The organism is Kitasatospora sp. NBC_00315 (assembly GCF_041435095.1).
Taxonomy (GTDB): Bacteria; Actinomycetota; Actinomycetes; order Streptomycetales; family Streptomycetaceae; genus Kitasatospora.
This window is the reverse complement of sequence record NZ_CP108025.1, coordinates 6,086,138-6,105,079: the sequence shown is the minus strand read 5'-3', so window position 1 is coordinate 6,105,079 and position 18,942 is coordinate 6,086,138. Positions and strand designations below refer to the sequence as shown.

16 protein-coding genes are annotated in these 18,942 nt (G+C 75.0%); 5 read left to right on the top strand and 11 right to left on the bottom strand.

The features are described 5' to 3' along the window. Nucleotides 1-243: 243 nt before the first annotated feature. Nucleotides 244-2,190 carry an anthranilate synthase family protein gene (locus OG823_RS25440; RefSeq protein ID WP_371482126.1) on the top strand — a complete coding sequence of 649 codons (1,947 nt, stop codon included), beginning with the start codon at nucleotides 244-246 and terminating at the stop codon, nucleotides 2,188-2,190. Nucleotides 2,191-2,252: 62 nt separating this feature from the next. Here the strand turns inward: OG823_RS25440 and OG823_RS25435 are convergent, their stop codons facing one another. Genes OG823_RS25435 through OG823_RS25425 form a run of 3 tightly spaced genes read right to left on the bottom strand, consistent with a single transcriptional unit; the run spans nucleotide 2,253 to nucleotide 5,098 of the window. After that, complete coding sequence (locus tag OG823_RS25435; RefSeq protein ID WP_371484651.1) at nucleotides 2,253-2,927, bottom strand: response regulator; 675 nt, start codon at nucleotides 2,925-2,927, stop codon at nucleotides 2,253-2,255. A gap of 32 nt (nucleotides 2,928-2,959) precedes the next feature. Further along, complete coding sequence (gene macS, locus OG823_RS25430) at nucleotides 2,960-4,252, bottom strand: MacS family sensor histidine kinase (RefSeq protein ID WP_371482125.1); 1,293 nt, start codon at nucleotides 4,250-4,252, stop codon at nucleotides 2,960-2,962. 27 nt (nucleotides 4,253-4,279) lie between these two features. Next, nucleotides 4,280-5,098: a lysophospholipid acyltransferase family protein gene (locus tag OG823_RS25425; RefSeq protein WP_371482124.1), complete on the bottom strand. Its 819-nt coding sequence runs from the start codon at nucleotides 5,096-5,098 to the stop codon at nucleotides 4,280-4,282. A gap of 261 nt (nucleotides 5,099-5,359) precedes the next feature. Between OG823_RS25425 and OG823_RS25420 the strand changes: the two genes are divergently transcribed. Together OG823_RS25420 and OG823_RS25415 are read left to right on the top strand one after the other, a co-directional pair. Further along, the gene (locus OG823_RS25420) at nucleotides 5,360-6,154 is read left to right on the top strand and encodes an alpha/beta hydrolase (RefSeq protein WP_371482123.1); all 795 of its coding nucleotides are present in this window, start codon (nucleotides 5,360-5,362) and stop codon (nucleotides 6,152-6,154) included. 15 nt (nucleotides 6,155-6,169) lie between these two features. After that, nucleotides 6,170-6,832 carry a hypothetical protein gene (locus OG823_RS25415; RefSeq protein ID WP_371482122.1) on the top strand — a complete coding sequence of 221 codons (663 nt, stop codon included), beginning with the start codon at nucleotides 6,170-6,172 and terminating at the stop codon, nucleotides 6,830-6,832. 99 nt (nucleotides 6,833-6,931) lie between these two features. On the opposite strand, the gene OG823_RS25410 is transcribed toward OG823_RS25415, so the two are convergent. The 5 genes from OG823_RS25410 to OG823_RS25390 form a co-directional block, all read right to left on the bottom strand. Next, nucleotides 6,932-7,735 carry an endonuclease/exonuclease/phosphatase family protein gene (locus OG823_RS25410; RefSeq protein WP_371482120.1) on the bottom strand — a complete coding sequence of 268 codons (804 nt, stop codon included), beginning with the start codon at nucleotides 7,733-7,735 and terminating at the stop codon, nucleotides 6,932-6,934. 194 nt (nucleotides 7,736-7,929) lie between these two features. Then, the gene (locus OG823_RS25405) at nucleotides 7,930-8,874 is read right to left on the bottom strand and encodes an ROK family glucokinase (RefSeq protein ID WP_371482118.1); all 945 of its coding nucleotides are present in this window, start codon (nucleotides 8,872-8,874) and stop codon (nucleotides 7,930-7,932) included. 193 nt (nucleotides 8,875-9,067) lie between these two features. Next, nucleotides 9,068-9,451 carry a DUF5304 family protein gene (locus tag OG823_RS25400; protein ID WP_371482117.1) on the bottom strand — a complete coding sequence of 128 codons (384 nt, stop codon included), beginning with the start codon at nucleotides 9,449-9,451 and terminating at the stop codon, nucleotides 9,068-9,070. Nucleotides 9,452-9,519: 68 nt separating this feature from the next. Continuing rightward, nucleotides 9,520-10,722: an ArsA family ATPase gene (locus OG823_RS25395; protein ID WP_371482115.1), complete on the bottom strand. Its 1,203-nt coding sequence runs from the start codon at nucleotides 10,720-10,722 to the stop codon at nucleotides 9,520-9,522. Between the two features lie 85 nt (nucleotides 10,723-10,807). Further along, nucleotides 10,808-11,239, bottom strand: coding sequence for an SRPBCC family protein (locus OG823_RS25390; RefSeq protein ID WP_371482114.1), 432 nt, complete (start codon nucleotides 11,237-11,239; stop codon nucleotides 10,808-10,810). Between the two features lie 317 nt (nucleotides 11,240-11,556). Between OG823_RS25390 and OG823_RS25385 the strand changes: the two genes are divergently transcribed. Beyond that, the gene (locus OG823_RS25385; RefSeq protein ID WP_371482113.1) at nucleotides 11,557-13,350 is read left to right on the top strand and encodes a long-chain fatty acid--CoA ligase; all 1,794 of its coding nucleotides are present in this window, start codon (nucleotides 11,557-11,559) and stop codon (nucleotides 13,348-13,350) included. A 211-nt stretch (nucleotides 13,351-13,561) separates the two neighbouring features. On the opposite strand, the gene OG823_RS25380 is transcribed toward OG823_RS25385, so the two are convergent. After that, entirely contained in the window at nucleotides 13,562-14,698 is a 1,137-nt protein-coding gene (locus OG823_RS25380; RefSeq protein ID WP_371482112.1) for a glycosyltransferase family 4 protein, read from the bottom strand. A gap of 231 nt (nucleotides 14,699-14,929) precedes the next feature. Between OG823_RS25380 and OG823_RS25375 the strand changes: the two genes are divergently transcribed. Next, complete coding sequence (locus tag OG823_RS25375; RefSeq protein ID WP_371482110.1) at nucleotides 14,930-16,339, top strand: glycosyltransferase 87 family protein; 1,410 nt, start codon at nucleotides 14,930-14,932, stop codon at nucleotides 16,337-16,339. An 18-nt stretch (nucleotides 16,340-16,357) separates the two neighbouring features. Here the strand turns inward: OG823_RS25375 and OG823_RS25370 are convergent, their stop codons facing one another. After that, the gene (locus OG823_RS25370; RefSeq protein WP_371482109.1) at nucleotides 16,358-17,590 is read right to left on the bottom strand and encodes a hypothetical protein; all 1,233 of its coding nucleotides are present in this window, start codon (nucleotides 17,588-17,590) and stop codon (nucleotides 16,358-16,360) included. A 71-nt stretch (nucleotides 17,591-17,661) separates the two neighbouring features. After that, nucleotides 17,662-18,717, bottom strand: a complete 1,056-nt coding sequence (locus OG823_RS25365) for an NlpC/P60 family protein (RefSeq protein ID WP_371484649.1) — start codon at nucleotides 18,715-18,717, stop codon at nucleotides 17,662-17,664. Nucleotides 18,718-18,942: the final 225 nt, after the last annotated feature.

The following is an 18,942-nucleotide window of genomic DNA, read 5'->3' as shown; positions in this document are numbered from 1 at the left end:
GTCGTGGACATATCCGTGACCGGGCTCACGTCCGCGGGGCATCCGCTAGGCTCTCCCCCATGAACGCGCCGCGCACCTTCTCCTGGTGGTGGACCATCCCCGAGGTGGCCCACCGATAGCGCGTCCCTGACGACACGACGGCCGCCCCTCGGGGCGGCCGTCGGCGTATCGCGAGCAGACGGCCTTCCCGGACAGCGGACCTTGCACCGCACCCCGAAGCCTTCCCGGAAGGAAGCCGTGAACGTGACCAGTCCCACGCATCTGCTCGCCCGCCTGACCGCCCCCGGTGCCCCGGCCTTCGCCCTGCTGCACCGCCGCGCCCCCCGGCTCGCGCCGGACACCGTGGAGGTGCTGCTCGGCACGGTCGCCACCCACGAGCGGCTCGCGGACCTGCCGGTACGCGCCGGGATCCCGGCCGAGGGGCCCCGGCACGACCTGCTGGCCCTGGTCCCGTACCGGCAGATCCGCGAACGCGGCTTCGAGGCGCACGACGACGCCACCCCGTTGCAGGCGCTGAGCGTCGACGAGCAGTACGTGTACCCGCTGGCCGAGGTGCTCGACGCCCTCCCGCGGCTGCCCGTCACGCTCTCCGGCGGCGGCTTCGACATCGACGACGAGCAGTACGCGAGGATCGTCCGCCGGGTGATCCGGGACGAGATCGGCCGGGGCGAGGGCGCGAACTTCGTGATCCGGCGCGACTTCACCGCCACGCTCGACGACTTCTCCCCCGAGCTGGCGCTCTCGCTCTTCCGGCGCCTGCTGGAGCAGGAGCGGGGCGCGTACTGGACCTTCCTGGTGCACACCGGGGAGCGCGTGCTCGTGGGCGCCTCCCCCGAGGTGCACGTACGGCAGTCCGGCGGGACGGTCGTGATGAACCCGATCTCCGGCACCTACCGCTACCCGGCCGCCGGGCCCGGCCTGGACTCGCTGCTCGACTTCCTCAAGGACCCCAAGGAGCTGGAGGAGCTCACCATGGTGGTCGACGAGGAGCTCAAGATGATGTGCACCGTGGGCGACCTCGGCGGCCAGGTGCTCGGCCCGCGCCTCAAGGAGATGGCCCACCTCGCGCACACCGAGTACGAGCTGCGCGGACGCACCTCGCTGGACGTCCGGGAGGTGCTGAAGGAGACCATGTTCGCGGCCACCGTCACCGGCAGCCCGGTCCAGAACGCCACCCGCGTGATCAAGCGCTACGAGTCCACCGGCCGCGGCTACTACTCGGGCGCGCTGGCCCTGATCGGGCGCTCCGGCAGCGGCGGGCAGCTGCTGGACTCCCCGATCTGCATCCGCGCCGCCGACATCGACCCGGCCACCGGGGAACTCGTCGTCCGGGTCGGCGCGACCCTCGTACGGCACTCCGACCCGCACTCCGAGGTGGCCGAGACGCACGCCAAGGCGGCCGGCGTGCTCACCGCGATCGGCGCCCGGCCGGCGCCGGCCCACCGACTCCCCCGGCCCGGCGGGCCCCGGCTCTCCGACGACCACCGGGTGCAGGCCGCCCTGGACGCCCGGCGCGCGGGGCTGGCGCCGTTCTGGCTCCGGATGCAGGACCCCACCGAGGTCACCGAACCGCTGCCGACCCTGGTGGTGGACGGCGAGGACACCTTCACCGCGATGCTCGCCCACCTGCTGTCCTCGCTCGGCCACCAGGTCTCGGTGCTGCGCCACGACACCCCCGGGCTGCGCGAACGGGTGGCTGCGCACAACGGTCCGCTGGTGCTCGGCCCCGGCCCCGGCGACCCGGCCGACCCCGCCGACCCCAAGATGGCGCTGCTGCGCCCGATCGTCGCCGACGCGCTGGCCGCGGTGCGGGCCGGCACCCGCGGTGCGCCGCTGCTCGCCGTCTGCCTCAGCCACCAGCTGCTCTGCGACGTGCTCGGACTGCCACTGGCCCGCAAGGCCGTCCCCTACCAGGGCGCCCAGGAGGAGATCGACCTCTTCGGGGCCCGCCGCACCGTCGGGTTCTACAACACCTTCACCGCGCGCTGTTCGGACGAGGCGGCCGCCCGGCTCGCCGCCGAGGGCGTCGAGGTCGCCCGCGACCGGGTCACCGGGGACGTGCACGCGCTGCGCGGGCCGGGCTTCGCCGGGCTGCAGTTCCACCCCGAGTCGGTGCTCACCCGCGAGGGGGTCGAGATCGTCGCCGGGCTGCTGGGGGCGCCGAGCGCGGCGCTCCGGGCGGGGGCCTGACCACGGCCGGCTCCCCCGGGCCACCCGGCCGGGGGGGGAGCCGGCCGTCGCCGGGGCCCCGGTCAGGCCCCGTCGTCCAGCCCCTGCTCGATCGCGTACCGCACCAGCTCCACCCGGTTGTGCAGTTGCAGTTTGCCGAGCGTGTTCTGCACGTGGTTCTGCACGGTGCGGTGCGAGAGCACCAGCCGGTCGGCGATCTGACGGTACGACAGCCCCTTGGCGACCAGCCGCAGCACCTCGGTCTCGCGCGCGGTGAGCTGCGGGGCGGCCGGCGCACTGGCCGGCGCCGGCTCGGCGGCCAGCCGGCGGAACTCCCCCAGCACCAGACCGGCGAGGCCCGGGGTGAACACCGCGTCGCCGACGGCGGTGCGGCGCACCGCGTCCAGCAGTTCCTCGCGCCCGGCCGACTTGACCAGGTAGCCGGTCGCGCCCGACTTCACCGCCTCCAGGACGTCCTGGTGCTCCCCGCTCGCGGAGAGCACCAGGACCCGCACGGAGGGGTCCTGGCCGACCATCCGGCGGCAGGCCTCGACGCCCGGCAGTCCCGGCAGGTTGAGGTCGAGCACGACCACCTGCGGGGAGCAGGCGCGCGCCCGGCGGACGGCCTCCTCCCCGTCCCCGGCGGTCGCGACCACGTCCAGGCCCGCCTCGGCGAGATCCCGGGAGACCGCCTCGCGCCACATCGGGTGGTCGTCCACCACCATCACCCGCAGCGCGGCCGGCTGCTGCCCCGTCATGCCGTCCTCCACCGTCGTCCGCTCCCGACCCGTCATCCGTCGCTCCTCGGCACCACCAGCTCCACCTCGACGCCCTCGCCCGGCGTCGAGTACAACTCGGCCGTGCCGCCGAGGTCCAGCAGCCGCCCGCGGATCGACTGCGAGACGCCCAGGCGCCCGGCCCGCTCCGCCTCTCCGAGACGCCCGGCCTCGAAGCCGGGGCCGTCGTCCCGGATGCCGACCGTCACCGCCCCCGGCTCGTCCTCCAGCAGGATCCACGCCCGGGCGGCGGGACCGGCGTGCCGGCGTACGTTGTCGAGCGCCGCGCCCACGGCGGCGGCCAGCTCGTCGGCGACCGGGCCGGGCAGCAGCACCGGGGTCCCGGGCGCCGACACGGTCACCCGCTCGGTGGCGTAGGGGGCGATCAGGGTGCGCAGGTCCGCCGGGCCGGGCGGGCCGTCCTGGGCCTGGCGGGGGATCGGGCCGCCGGTCATCAGCGTGCGCAGCGCCCGCTCCTGTTCACCCGCCAGCCGGCCGAGCTCGGCCAGATCCGGGCCGGGCCCGCCGAGCGCCGGGGCGCCGGCGCCCTGCTCGCTCCCCCGGCGCTGGACCAGGGCCAGCACCTGGAGCACCCCGTCGTGGATGTCCCGCGAGAGCCGCTCGCGCTCGCGGGTGGCGGACTCCACCCGCAGCGCGCGGGTGAGGGCCGCCTCGCCGGCGCGGGCCAGCTCGATCACGTAGCCGATCGCGCAGCCGGCCACCATCAGCAGCACGATGTTGTGGACGTTGTCCCCGGTGAACCCGCCGTGGGCGAAGATGTTGGCGATGCCGATGACCGTCCCCGCGAAGGCCGCCGGCCGCCAGCCGCCCTTCGCCGCGAAGCCGAGGACGGTGCCCGCCGCCCAGATGGTGGGCAGCGTGAGCGAGCCGTGGTGGATCCGCGCGGGGTCGTCCACCAACCCGCTCATCACCACGCCCGTCACCGCGACGGTGAGGTCGACGCCGAGCACGGCCCAGGTGCACCGCTGGGGGCCGGCGAAGGCGCGTACGGTCGCGAGGGTCCAGAGGACCAGCGCGCCCATGTAGATCCAGCCCGCGACCGGGTGCCGGAAGTCCAGGTAGGCGTCGAGGTAGCGCAGCACGGCGTAGCCGAGCGCCAGCACCCTGAAGTACGAGATCGCGCGCCAGAGCGGCAGCTCGACGGACATCCCCCCGGCGGCCACCGAGGCGCCGACGCCCGGGAGGCCTTCGAGCCCGGCTCCGGCCCGGGCGGCGGGCGCCGCCACGGGCCCGGGCGGTCCCGGCCGGGCGAGCCCGGTCGGGGCGGGTCTGCCGGTGCCGTCCATCTGTGCCCTCCCCCGGCGGGCCGGCGGTCAGGCCGGCCCGTCCTCCTGTTCGGCTCCGGCGGCGTCGGCCTCGGCCTTCTCCGCCTCGGCCTTCTCCGCCTTCAGCGCGGCCTGCTCGGCCTTCTGCGCCGCCTTGCGCTCGGTGTCGGCCCGCTTCTTCTCGTCCGCGATCTGCCGCTTGGCGGCGGTCGCGTAGATGTCCACGTACTCCTGGCCGGACAGCCGCATGATCTCGTACATCACCTCGTCCGTCACCGAACGGAGGATGAAGCGGTCGTTCTCCATGCCGTGGTAGCGGGAGAAGTCGAGCGGGCGGCCGATCCGGATGCCGGGGCGGATGCCGAAGTTGGGCATCACCTGGCCGGGCGGCTGGACCTTCTCGGTGTCGATCATCGCGACCGGGATCACCGGTGCGCCGGTGGCCAGCGCGACCCGCGCCAGGCCGCCGACCTTGCCCCGGTAGAGCTTGCCGTCGGGCGAGCGGGTGCCCTCGGGGTAGACGCCGAACAGCTCGCCCCGGTCGATCACGGCCACCGCGCTGCGGATCGCCGCCTCGCCGGCCCCGCGCACGCCCGAGCGGTCCACCGGGAGCTGGCCGACGCCCTTGAAGAAGGCGGCGGTGAGCTTGCCCTTGATCCCGGGGGTGTTGAAGTACTCCGCCTTGGCGATGAACGTGACTCGACGCTTCATCAGTGCGGGGAGGAAGAAGGAGTCCGAGAAGGAGAGGTGATTGCTCGCGATGATCGCGGCGCCCTCGTCGGGGATGTTCTCCACCCCCTCCATCCACGGCCGGAAGAAGATCCGTAGCAGTGGCGCGACGATCATCTTCATCAGTCGGTAGAACAACGCCGGGCCTCCATGTTCAGCGGACCGGTCGATCCTAATGCCCAGCGGAGCGCCCACGCGCCGCGCCCCGCCCCCGGCGGGCTCCGGACGGCCTCCGGGCGGGGCTCCGGCGCGGGCTCCGTGCGGGCTCCGGGGCGGGGCTTCGGCGGCCCCGGCGGGCTGTACGGCGCGCACCGGCGCGTGGGACGATGCGGCTCCAGCGCTCCCGCCCGGGCCATCCGCGCGGTCGCGCAGTCCGCAGACGCGAAGGAGCCCCCGCGCATGCCGCTGCTGCCCGGTGCCGAGCCGTACCGCCACCAGGGCGGCCCGGTCGGCGTCCTGCTCTGCCACGGCTTCACCGGCTCGCCCCAGTCCCTGCGCCCGTGGGCGGACGAGCTGGCCGCGGCGGGCCTGACCGTCTCGCTGCCGCTGCTGCCCGGCCACGGGACCCGCTGGCAGGACCTCCAGGTCACCCGCTGGGAGGACTGGTACGCCGAGGTCGAACGGGAGTTCCTGACGCTCTCCGAGAGCTGCGATCAGGTCTTCGTGTGCGCGCTGTCGATGGGCGGCGCGCTGGCCCTGCGGCTGGCGGCGGTGCACGGCGGCGCGGTGGCCGGTCTGGTGCTCGTCAACCCCTCGGTGCGCTCGGACAACCCGGCGACCGTGCTCCTGCCGGTGCTGCGGCATCTGGTGCCGAGCCTGTCGGGGGTGGCCAACGACATCGCGCTGGAGGGCTCCAGGGAAACCGGCTACGACCGCACACCCCTGCACGCCGCCTGGTCGTTGTCCCGGTTGTGGCGGGACGTCCGGGGCCGGCTGGCACAGGTGCGCCAGCCGGTGCTGCTGTTCCACAGTCCGCAGGACCACGTGGTCTCGCCGGCCAACTCGGAACTGGTGCTCGCCCGGATATCCTCGACGGACGTGACCGAGCGGCTGTGCGAGCGCAGTTTCCACGTCGCGACGCTCGACCACGACGCGACGGAAATATTCGGGGCGAGTCTGGACTTCATCCGACGACTGGCGCCGGCGAACGCGGCGGGCGCCACCCGGGTCGAATCCGACGATCACCGAGGCTGAGCTGAAGGGCCGGAAGTGCACGAGAGCAGCACGGCGGGCGGCGAGGACGAAGCACCCCGCGAGGACGGTCTGAAGAAGGCCGCCGAGGAGCCGTCCGGCCAGCACGCGGACGGCGTCGCCTCCGATGCCGCGGGCGGCGCCCCCGGCCGGACGGACGACGCCCCGCCGGCCAGACGGGTGCCCGAGCGCAGCCAGGCCGAGCAGGACGAGATCTTCGCCGCCCTGATCGCCCAGTTCGACGACCCCGTCGACCTCAACGACCCCGACTGGCCCGAGATCGAGAACCTGCGGGCCAGGGGCGAGTCCAAGGGTGACTTCAAGGGCGGCGGCTTCAGGGGCGGCGCCGACGTCTCCGACCTCGCCCCGCAGCCCCGGCCCCGGCCCCCGGCCGGTCCGCGCGACTTCGAGGTGGCCGAGGACCCGGACGAGGGGCACTTCGTGCCGCCGGAGCCCCCGCCGCTGCCCGAGGCCGACGCGACGGCCAAGTTCGCCTGGCTCGCCGTGCTCGGCGGGCCGGCGCTGCTGCTGTTCGACGCGGTGGTCTGGCAGGAGGTCGCCGGCTGGCCGGCCTGGGTCGGCGTGACGGCCTTCCTCGGCGGCTTCGTCACCCTGGTGGTCCGGATGAAGGAGCGCGACGAGGACGAGCCGCCGGACCCGCACGGCGGCGCGGTCGTCTGACGGCCGGGGCGGCGCGGCCACCGGGGCGACGGCGGCAGGCGCGGGACGGCCGGGGCCGGCCCGTCGATCCGCCGGCGCACCCCGCCGGCGCACCCGGCTCTACCAGGCGGCCGGGATCTCCAGCACGGCGAGCACGGGCAGGTGGTCGGTGGCGGCCCGCAGATCGGCCTCGGCGACGCCGGGCAGGTCGTGCGGGACGCCACAGGCCAGCACCCGGATGCCGGCGGTCGCGAACACCCCGTCGATCCGCTGGTAGGGGTTCTCCGGGACGGACGTGAAGGTGCCGCCCCAGGGCGCGGTGGGGTGCGCGTCCTGGAGCCGCCCGGCGAGCAGCCGCCAGCCGGGACCGTCGGGGTGCTCGTTGAGGTCGCCGGCGATCACGGCGTGCTCGGCGACGGCCGACCCGTCCAGCAGCAGGGAGAACTGGCCCCGGCGCTCGGCCGCGTCCAGGCTGAGATGGCAGCTGGTCACCGAGAAGGGCGCGCTCGCGCCGATCCGCACCACCGCGCTCGCGAAGCCCCGGGCGTGCAGGCCCCGGGTCTTGGGCAGCAGACGGTCGTGCCGCGCCAGCACCTCGACGCCGGGCGTACCGAGCAGCAGCGGCCCGGCCGCCCTGCGCCCGCCGCCGGAGAGGACCACCGTGCCGGTGCTCCGGGCCAGCCACCGGGCCTGGCCCTCGGGGCGCCAGTACCGGGGCGCCTCCTGGACGCAGACGAGATCCGGCTCGCAGGCGCGGACGACCCGGGCCAGCGCCCGGCGGTCGTCACGCAGCGAGCGGATGTTGTAGCTGAGCAGCCGCACCCGCCGGCTGCCGTCCGGCCCGGGCCCGGAGGCCGGAAGCACGGCGGGCACGGCGGGCACGGCGGGCACGGCGGCCGGGGTGTCCGCCGGGGGTTCGGTCACGCGCTCTCGTCCCTCCTGCGCTCGGGCGGTCCGCCGGGCGGGGCCTGCACGGCCCCGGCGGTCCGCCCGTCACGATAGGCCCGCGCCGCTCCCGGCCGGGGCCCGAAACGCCGCGACGGCGGGGCGGGGGTGAGGGCTCCCCGTCCCGCCGTCGGCGGAGTGGACTGCGTGGACCGTACGGCCGGGCCGTACGGTCAGAGCGTGCGGGCCAGGTCGGCGGCACCGGAGATGCCGGCGGCCGAACCCATCGAGGCCAGGACGACCTCGGCGCGCGGGCGGTGGACACCACCGGTCAGGTAGCGCTGGAAGGCCTTGGCGACCGGGTCCAGCAGCAGCCGACCGGAGTCGGAGACGCCGCCGCCGAGCACGAAGACGCCCGGGTCGAACAGCGCCGCGAGGTCCGCCATGCCGCGGCCGAGCCAGTCGGCCAGCTCGTCGTAGCACTCCAGCGCCAGCGGGTCGCCCGCCTCGGCGGCCTCGGTGATGTGGATGCCCCGGATCGTCTCGGCGACACCGTCGTTGAGCTCCAGCATCCGCTTGCCGCGCACCGGGTCGGCGGCGGCGCCCTCGCGACCGTAGCGGCGCAGCGCGCGGCCGGAGCCGTACTGCTCCCAGCAGCCCTTGCCACCACAGCCGCAGAGCAGGCCGTCCGGGACCATGTTGAGGTGGCCGATCTCGCCGGCCACCCCGAACCGGCCGCGGTGCAGGCGGCCGTCCAGGACGATGCCGCCGCCGATGCCGGTGCCGACGGTGATCAGCACCATGTCGCTGTGCTCGGCCGCCGCGCCGAACCGGAACTCGGCCCACGCCGCGCAGTTGGCGTCGTTCTCGATCACCGTCTCAAGGCCGGTGAGCTCCTCGATCCGGGCCTTGAGCGGCTCGTTCTCCCAGTCGATGTTGGGCGCGAAGATCACCGTGGAGCGGTCCCGGTCGACGAAGCCGGGGGCCCCTACGCCCACCGCCGCCACGTCCGGGTGCAGCTCCTTGAGCTCGCGTACTGCCTGCGCGATGGCATCGACCGCCCACTGGGGGTCGGCCGGGGTGGGTACCCGGGTCCGGGCCAGGATCTCGCCTGCCTCGTCGACCACGCCGGCCGCAATCTTGGTACCGCCGACATCGACGCCGATGGTCAGAGCCATGTGTCCCTCAGCTATTCATCTCGTTCCCGCTGCACGGAAAGGTACCGTCCAGCGCCGCTCCCGTACACACCGGCGCCTACATTATCCGAAAGCAAGTGCCGAGGAACATGGCCGAGCGCCTTCAAAAGTCGTACGTTTCGAATCACTGCGTCAGCTAGCTCCTTCCCTGAGTAACCATGCCTGACCTGGGGATTCACTCCTTGGCAGCATGCTCGCTCGGCGTGTCGAGGTCGATGTGCTCACTCGGGGAACGCTCTCCGGCTGACCATCGGCGCTCATGACCCGAGACGGCGGCCCGATACGCGGCGAGCAGCTCGCCCCCGGCCGCGGACAGGTGCCCGTAGACCTCGGGGTGCTTCTCGCGCAGCGTGCCCGGAAGTTCGGCCAGTGCGGCGAGCGAGCCCAGGGCCGCGGCGGCGAACTGCTGGGCGCCGGCCTCCTGGGCCTTCGCCCCGACCGCGTCGGCGAGCCGCCGGACCTCGTCCACCAGCGGGCCGAGCTCCGGCCCGAAGGGGTGCTCCGCCCCGTCGGGCGCCTCGGCGCTCGGGTCACCGGTCCGGTCGTCGGCAGTGGTCATCGCGGGTGCCTCCTCAGCTGCGACCGCACCTGCGGCCGCCACCTCCGACGCTACCCGAAGCGCGCCGGTCAGCCCCGGGGCCAGAGCGCGGGGTCGGGCGCGAAGCGCACCGCGAGCACACCGTCGGTGAGGCCCGCGCCGGTGACGGTGCACCGTCGCAGCGCGGACGGCAGCGACAGGATCCGACGGTACGCACCGAGGCCGACCACCAGCTCGTCGCCGCGCCGGACGAGATCCAGGTCGGCCCGGTCGGCGCCGGGCAGCGTGAGCCGCCAGACCAGCAGGCCCTCCTCGGCGAGGCGGTCCTCCACCGTCCAGGGCGCCGCGGCGAGCGGCGCCGGGTCGGGGCGGCCGCCGTACAGCTCCTCGGCGAGGTCCTGCGGCGCGGCCTCGGGATCGCCGCCGAGCAGCAGGGGCACGTCCAGCTCGGCGGCCAGGCCGGCGAGCACCTCCCGCTGCCGGGCGGCCCTGGCGGCCAGCCAGGGGTCGGCCGAGCTCAGCGCGGCCGCCGGCAGCGCCCGGTGCGCGACCACCGCGTCCGTCCGCAGCCCGTGCAGGGCGAGGCCGGAGCGGATCCGCCGCAGCTCCTCGGCGGGCCGGGCGTCGGCGTCGACCACCAGCCGGACGGAGGTGCCGGGCGCGGTGATCGCCCGCCGGGCCTCGGCGAGCGCCGCGGTGGCCGAGGCCCGGGCCTCGAAGAGCCACTCGGCGGGCATCGGGACGCCGGCCACCGCGGCCAGCAGCGGACGCAGCGCGCGGGCGGCCTGGCGCTGCTCGGGGACGAGCCGGGCGAGGTAGCGCTCCAACTGCTCGGGCAGCGCGAGGGTGGCGATCAGTTCGGCGGGCGGCGGAGCGGCGACGACCAGGACGTCGGCGTCGCAGTCGTGCAGGGCCCGCAGCAGGGCGAGCCGGCCGGTGCCGGGGAGGGCGGTGAGCTCCTCGGGGTCGAGCGGATCGGCGCCGAGCAGGTCGAGGGCGGGCTTGATCCGCCCGCCCACGGCGTCAAAAGCGCGGCGGAAGGCCGCCTGCTCGTCCGTGCGCGCCACGGTGAGCCCGGGGGCGTGGTCGAGGGGCTCGGCGCTCAGGCGGGCGCCGAGCAGCCGGTCGAGGGTGCGGTGCGGGTCGTCGGCCGCCAGCAGGCGGGTGCGCAGGCCCCGGCGGGCGAGGTGCAGCGCGGTGGCGGCGGCCACGGCGACCGCCCCGGGGGCACCGGTGACCAGGACGGTGCGCGCCGCGGTGGGGCGGGGTGTCTCGCTGCTGGTCGCCGTCATGGCCGGTGCTCCGCCGTCCTGGGTCGCTCGTCCTGGTCCGTCGTCCCCGGCGGGCCGCCGCGGCGGCCCGCCCGGCGGGTGGTGGTCAGCCTTCGACGCGCTTCTTGAGACCGGCCAGTGCCCGGTCGATGATGACCTTCTCGGCCTTGCGCTTGATCATGCCGAGCATCGGGATCTTGACGTCGACGGCCAGCTGGTAGGTGACCTCGGTGCCGTCGCCCAGCGGGGCCAGCGCGTAGGAACCGTCCAGCGTGCGCAGCATCTGGCTCTTGACCAGGGTCCAGCCGACCTGGCGGTCGCCGTCCCAGGTGTAGGCCAGCACGTGCTCGTCGCGGATGGCGCCCGCGTCGAGCAGCAGCCGGACCTGGGCGGCCCGGCCGTCGGCGCCGGTCTCCAGCACCTCGATCTCCTTGACCTCGCCGGTCCAGGCCGGGTAGGCGGCGAAGTCGGCGATCACGGCCATCACCTCGGCCGGGGTCGCCTCGATGGTGATGCTCGCCCTGGTGTGCTCCGCCATGGAACGGCCCTCCGCGTGATCCGGTGCGTGCTGGTCGGGTGCGCGGCCGGACGGCCCTGGCCGCCCGTCGGCTGTGCGCCCAGGGCAGGCTATCGCGCCCGGGGAACAGCTCGGTCCACAGGTCGTCAGGTCGGCCCGGGGCTACCGGCAGGTCACCGCGCCGCTGTCATAGGGTGCCAATCGAACGATCCGGCCCGGTACCGGCCCCGCCTGCGAAGGTGTGACACTTCGAACACCGGGGCCGACCCCCCTGGTCCAATCCGCCTACCGGGCAGTAACGTCCTGGCGTCCCGCAGCGTCGCGAACGAGGAGCAGTCTTGCTCGACTTCAGTCTTCCGGCCCTCTACCAGGTACCGAGCGGCGGTAACCTCTCGGACCTGGTGCACCAGAACGCCGAGCGGCATCCGGATGTCGCGGTGCTCAGCCGCAAGGTGGACGGGAGCTGGACCGACCTCACCGCCGCGCAGTTCCTCGCCGAGGTGCACTCCGCCGCCAAGGGCCTGATCGCGGCCGGCATCGAGCCCGGGGACCGGGTCGGCGTGATGTCGCGCACCCGCTACGAGTGGACGCTGCTGGACTTCGCGATCTGGTCGGCCGGGGCGGTCACCGTGCCGGTGTACGAGACCTCCTCCGCCGAACAGGTGCAGTGGATCCTCGGTGACTCCGGGGCCGTCGCGGTGCTGACGGAGACGGACGGGCACGCGGCGCTGGTCGAGCAGGTGCGCGGCGCGCTGCCGGAGCTGAAGCACACCTGGCAGATCGAGCGGGGCGCGCTGGCCGCGCTCGCCGAGGCCGGTACCGGGGTCGCCGACACCACGGTGACCGAGCGCCGGTCCGTCCCGGGCGCCGACTCGATCGCGACCATCGTCTACACCTCCGGCACCACCGGCCGGCCGAAGGGCTGTCAGCTCACCCACGGCAACTTCATGGCCGAACTGGGCAACGTGACGGCCCGGTTGGAGCCGCTGTTCCGGACCGGCGAGAGTTCCGTCCTGCTGTTCCTCCCGCTCGCGCACGTGCTGGGCCGGATCGCCGAGATCGCCGCCGCGATCACCCCGATCAAGCTCGGCCACGTCTCGGACATCAAGGACGTCACCGCCGAGCTCGCCTCGTTCCGCCCGACGCTGATCCTGGGCGTGCCGCGGGTCTTCGAGAAGGTCTTCAACACCGCCCGGTCCAAGGCCCAGGCGGACGGCAAGGGCAGGATCTTCGACCGGGCCGCCGACACCGCGGTGGCGTACAGCCGGGCCCTGGACCGGGGCCGCGTCGGGCTGATGCTGAGACTCCGGCACACCGTCTTCGACCGCCTCGTCTACAGCAGGCTGCGGGCGGCGCTCGGCGGCCGGGCCACCCACGCCATCTCCGGCGGCGCCCCGCTGGGCGAGCGGCTCGGCCACTTCTACCGGGGCATCGGCTTCACCGTGCTGGAGGGCTACGGCCTGACCGAGACCTGCGCGGCCACCGCCTTCAACCCGCACGACAAGCCGAAGATCGGCACCGTCGGCCAGCCGCTGCCCGGTTCCGCCGTGCGGATCGCCGAGGACGGCGAGGTCATGCTCAAGGGCCCGCAGGTCTTCACCGGCTACTGGAACAACCCGCAGGCCACCGCCGAGGCGTTGCGCGACGGCTGGTTCGCCACCGGTGACCTGGGCGCCCTCGACGACGAGGGCTACCTGTCCATCACCGGGCGCAAGAAGGAGATCATCGTCACCGCGGGCGGCAAGAACGTCGCCCCGGCGGTGATCGAGGACCGCATCCGGGCGCACGCGCTGGTCGGCGAGGTCATGGTGGTCGGCGACCGCAAGCCGTTCATCGCCTGTCTGGTCACCGTGGACGAGGACTTCTTCCCGAAGTGGAAGGAGATGAACGGCAAGCCGGCCGGCGCCACCGTCGCCGAGCTGCGCGAGGACGCGGACCTGCTGGCGGCCCTGCAGAGCGCGGTGGACGAGGGCAACGCCGCCGTCTCGCACGCCGAGGCGGTGAAGAAGTTCCGGCTGCTGGACACCGTCTTCTCCGAGGCGAGCGGCCACCTCACGCCGTCGCTCAAGCTCAAGCGCAACGTGGTGCTGAGGGACTACGCGGTCGAGGTGGAGGCGCTCTACCTGCGCTGACCCCCGGACCGCGCCGCCGACGGCCGGACGCACGGACGGCCCGCCCGGTCACCCGACCGGGCGGGCCGTCCTCGTGAGCCGGCCGTCCGGCGTGAGCCGGGCACCGTCCGGCGTGAGCCGGGCACCGTCCGGCGTGAGCCGGGCACCGTCCGGCGTGAGCCGGGCACCGTCCGGCGTGAGCCGGGCACCGTCCGGCGGGCGCGTCCGCGCGTCAGGAGGCCAGCAGCGAGGTCAGCCGCCCGGCCAGCAGGTCCCAGCGCCAGGAGCGCTCGACCCAGCGGCGCCCGGCCGCGCCCATCCGCCGCCGCAACCCCTCGTCGTTCAGCAGCCGGACGATCCGCTCCGCCGCCGCCGGGGCCGAGCCGCCCGGCACCACGTACCCCGTCTCGCCCTCCAGCACGGCGTCCGGCGCACCGCCGGAGTCGCCGGCCACCACCGGCAGACCGGTTGCGGACGCCTCCAGGTAGACGATGCCGAGGCCCTCGACGTCCAGGCCGCCCCTGCGGGTGCGGCAGGGCATCGCGAAGACGTCCCCGGCGCCGAAGTGCGCGGGCAGCTCCGCCCAGGGCACCGCGCCGGTGAAGCGCACCGAGGCGCGCACCCCGCGCGCGTCGGCCAGTTTCTCCAGATCCCCCCGGTAGGGCCCGTCCCCGACGATCAGCAGGACGGTGTCCGGCACCGCCGCGAGGATCTGCGGCATCGCCTCGATCAGCGTGTCCTGCCCCTTGCGCGGCACCAGGCGCGAGACGCAGACCACCACCGGCCGGTCGGCGAGGCCCAGGCCGCGGCGCAGCTCCACGCCGCCCGAGCCCGGGTGGAAGGTCTCCTCGTCCACGCCCGGCGGCAGCTGCACCATCCGGCCGGCCGCCTCGGGCCCGACGGCGGCGGCGATCCGGGAGCGGGTGTACTCCCCGAGGTAGGTCAGGGTGTCGGTGCCGGCGCCGATCCGGCGCAGCAGCTGCCGGGAGCCGGGCAACTGCGCCCAGGCCGCCTCGTGCCCGTGCGTCATGCCGAGCAGCCGCCCGGCGCCGGCCCGGCGCAGCGCGGGGGCCATCAGGCCGAGCGGCGCGGCGGCGCCGAACCAGACCGACTCGCACCCCTCGGCCCGGAGGATCTCGGCGGCCCGGCGGGTGACCCGGGGTGTGGGAACCATCACCTTCGTGCGGTCGCGGACGACCGGGAAGGGCTGTTCCGCGTCGAACCGGGCGCACTCGGCGCCGTCACGCCAGGAGGAGGCGTACACCACGATGCTCCCGGCGGGCTGACGTATCGCCATATTGTGGACGAAGGCCTGGATACCGCCGGGCCGGGGCGGGAAGTCGTTGGTGACGATCAAGGTCTTGTGCATCAGGCCACGGCTCGCTCGGTCGGGGGGTGCTCGGTGTACCGCTCGGTGATCCGTACGATAGGTCAACACCACGACCCGCCGGGAACGGAACGACGTACGGCAACCGTTTCCTCCCCGGGTCCGTCCTGGTAATCGGTGGGCCCCGGGCGGCCGGTACGGGTGTCGGTCGCAGGTGCCCGGCGTCGTGCGCGACACCTGCGGCGGGACGTACGAGACGAACGAGGGAGCGCAGTGGAGTTGGCCCCGGCCGGCGAGTCCGGCAGATCCAGCAGCGCCGACGACCCCGGGGCCGGGACGACGACCGCGGAGCCGGCCGTCCCCCCGCGGGCCGCGGGCGGGGCGCTGTGGGCGCTCGGGATCGGCTGGGCGGCCTCCCGGACCCTGCTGCTGCTCACCGTGACCGGTGTTCTCAGGCTGGCCGGGGAGGTGAGCACCGACGTCTGGGTGATCTACCACGGCTGGTACGGCGTCCTGCAGACCGGCACCTTCCCGCTGGACGACGTCACCTGGCAGTATCCGCCGGGCGCGGCCCTGGTGATCCTCCTGCCGGGGCTGCTGCCGTGGTCCTACCTGGTCTCCTTCTGGGTGATCTGCGGCGTGGTGGACGCCCTGACGGTGGCGCTGCTGATGCGCGCCGGCGGGCGCCGGGGCCGCAGTTTCAGCGGGGCCTGGGTCTGGGTGGTCGGCGTGCCGCTGCTCGGCCCGATGATCTACAACCGGTACGACATCCTGGTCACCGCACTGGCCGTGGCCGGTTTGCTGGCCGTCCTGCGGCGCCCGGCGATCGGCGGGCTGCTGCTGGGCCTGGGCGGGATCATCAAGGTCTGGCCGCTGCTGGCGCTCATCGGCACACCGTCCGGCCGGCGCACCCGGCGGTCCTGGACCTCGGCCGCGGCGACCGCTGGCAGCCTGGGGTTCCTGCTGGCGGCCGGTATGAACGGCGCCTTCGAGTTCCTCAAGTTCCAGAAGGAACGCGGCATCGAGGTCGAGTCACTGGGCGCCATGCCCTTGCACTTCGCCCGGATGGCCGGGGCCTGGACGGGCGAGGTGAAGATGAACTACGGCTCGAACGAGATGCTCGGGCCGTGGGTGGACGTCATCTCCAAGGTCATGGTGGCCGGCACCCTGGGCGGCTTCGCCTGGCTGCTGTTCTGGCGCCTGACCCTGAAGCACCGCACCGCCGCCACCACGTACGACGCGGCGCTCTCCGCACTGCTGATCTTCACCGTGACCAGCCGGGTGATCAGCCCGCAGTACATGGTCTGGTTGGTCGGCGCGGCCGCGGTCTGCCTGACCGTCCGTGCGACCGGGCAGCGGCCGGTCGCCGTGCTCATCCTGCTGGCCACCCCGCTGACGCTGCTGGAGTTCCCGCTGCTGTTCGTCCAGGTGACCGGCAGCCACACCTGGGGTGTGATCGTCCTGGGCCTGCGCAACCTGCTCCTGCTCGCGGCCGCCGTGCTCTCCTGCGTCCGGCTGTGGCGCTCCACCCGGGTGCCGACGGCCGCGATCGTCCCGGTCGCGCTGCCGGCCACCGTGGTGGACGCGCCGGCGGGCACCGGCTACCCGGTGCGGCCGGGCATCGCGTACGAGCAGGACCTGCTGGACGGCATCGACCGCCGGACCGCGGGCGCCGAGCGCTGAGGCGGCGGTCGGCCGTCCTCAGCCGCCGGCCAGCTGCCGTCGGGTCTCGGCGATCCACAGCGCGGTGAAGTCGGCGAGGCCGGTCCCGAGCGTCGCGCGCAGGGCGAGGTCCAGGCGCCGTTCGGGCGCGGCGCCGGCGCCCGCCGCGCCGACCGCCCGGTAGAGCCCGACCAGCCGCTCGGGCCCGTACCGGCGCGCGATCAGCTCGCAGGCCAGCCAGGAGAGTTCGTAGGCCTGCGCGATGTCCTTCGCGCCGGGTGCCAGGTCGGCGGCGGTCGGCAGCGCGGTGGGGAGCCGCCCCGCGGCGACGTCCCGGGTGAGTTCCGGCGCGATCTGCCGGGCGGTGCGCCCGGTCTCCCGGTAGGCCGTCCAGTCTGCGACGCCCTCGGAGAGCCAGAGCGGGGTCCACGGTCGGGTGTCCGCGCGGGTCGCGACGTGGGTGGCCTCGTGCGTGACGACGACCTGCCGGCCGAGCTCACTGAGCCGCTGGTACGCCTCGGGGTTGATCAGCACCCGGTCCGCCGGGGTGCCGGCCGGCGCGCCGGCCGCGGCGCTGGTGACCGCCGCCATGCCGGCCCAGTCGGCCGGCGGGACGTCCAGCAGCCGGGCGAAGCCGTCCTCGGTGGCGGGGACCTCCAGCAGCAGCCGGCCGGCCCAGCCGGTGCCCCAGGCCGCGCTGACCGCCGCCACCGCGCGGTCGGCGACCGGCACCAGGGCGGCCGGCGCGGTGGCGGCGCCGGCCGTGCCGAGCACCAGGCAGTGCGTGCCCGCGGCGGCCTCCACCGTGCCGAGGTCCCACAGCGGTACGGCGCCGCCGGCCGCCTCCTCCCGCTCGACCCGCCAGGGCCGGGCCCCGCGCGGCCCCGCCCCGCGTATCAGGGTGATCCGGCGGGAGAACAGCGCCGGATGGTCGTCGTACCCCTCGACGCGCACCGCGAGGACGGCGTCGACGACCGGCCGTCTGTCCGGGCCGGGAGCGGCGCGGGTGGGCGTGCGGTACTCCAGGGCGGCCAGCGGGACGGCTGCGATCCTGGCCACCGGCTCCGACCCCTCGGCCCCGGCGGTGGCGCCGCCGACCGGGAGGGCCGCGGCGTCGTGCGTCCGCAGCGCCCCGGCGCGCGCGGCCAGCAGGGCGGCCACCTCACCGGGCGTCGGCGCCTGCGCCGCCCGGGGCACGGGCGTGGCCGGGGGGAGCGAGAGCTGGGTCAGCGCGCCGGCCGCGAGCAGCAGCGCGCCGCGCCGGGACAGCACGGGGCGACCCGCCCCGGGTTCCTCACGGGGCGGGTCGCCGATCGCGTCCGCCGGATCCGGCCGGGTGCGGCTCAGAGCCGGACCACCTCCGCGACGGGCATCGCGTTGACGCTCTCGTACCGCACCCGGGCGCCGGGGTAGGGCGCGTGCACGACGACTCCCCCGCCGGCGTACATGCCGACGTGGTGCATGTCCCTGTAGAAGATCACCAGGTCTCCCGGTTGCGCTTCGGCGAGGCTCACCCGCCGGCCGGCCGAGGCCTGCCCCTGCGAGGTCCGCGGCAGGGTCACTCCGGCCTGCCGCCAGCTCCAGTACATCAGACCGGAGCAGTCGAACGCGCCGGGCCCGGTCGCCCCGAAGACGTACGGGGAGCCGATCTTGGCGACGGCCGCGGCGAGCGCGGCGGCCGCGCGCTCGGAGGCGGGCGGGGCGGTGCCGAGGTCGAGCCGGTCGGTGCCCCGGGTGACGCGCTGCTCGGCCTCCCGGGCGTCCTGCGCCACGAACCTCGCCCGCCCGCCGACCCCGAGACCGTTGAGCAGCCGCTGGGCCTGCGCCAGCCGCTGCTGGATCTGCTGCTTGTTGTCGGCCAGCGCCCGGCGGGCCTCCTCCAGCTCCGCGAGCTTGGCACCGGTCTCCGCGCGCCGCTGGTCCAGTCTGCGCTGGTGGTCGGCCACCTCGCGCAGGGCGTCGCTCTGCCGCTCGGCGGCCTGGTCCAGGCTGCTCACCCGGGAGAGGTAGCCGGCCGGGTCGGAGGCCAGCATCAGCTGGGCGGTCGGCGCGATGCCACCGGCCCGGTACTGGGCGCCCGCGACCACAGCGAGGTCGCCGCGGAGCCGGTTGAGCTCGTCCTGCCCGAGCGCCACCTGCTGCTGGAGCGCGCCGGTCTCGGCGATCAGCCTGCGCTGGTACTCCTGGGCCGCGTTGTACTTCTCCGAGGCCTGCTCGGCCTCGCCGTAGAGCTGGTCGACCTGGGCCTTGACATCGTTGCGGTCGGGCGGCCCACCGGGGGCACCCGGGTTGGCGAAGGCGCTGCCGCCGGCCGTCACGCCGAGCGCGGTACTGGCGGCGGCGGTGAGCACCAGCGCGCGGACCAGTGTGTGCACACCTGGCAGTTGGTGACGGTGCATCGCCATACGGCGCGGCTCCATTCCTGCGGCCCGGCCACCGCCGCCGCCCGGGCTGGGCGGCCGTCCGTGCGGGGGCCAGGTGGCAGACGTTAGCGAGTCAGCGCGACCGAGTCCAAACCCCTCTCAACACGAATATTTGACCCCTAATCGGACATCCACTCGGCTCCCCGGAAAGCCGCAGGCCCGGCCCCCCGGGGATCGGGGGCCGGGCCTGTCGGTACCGCC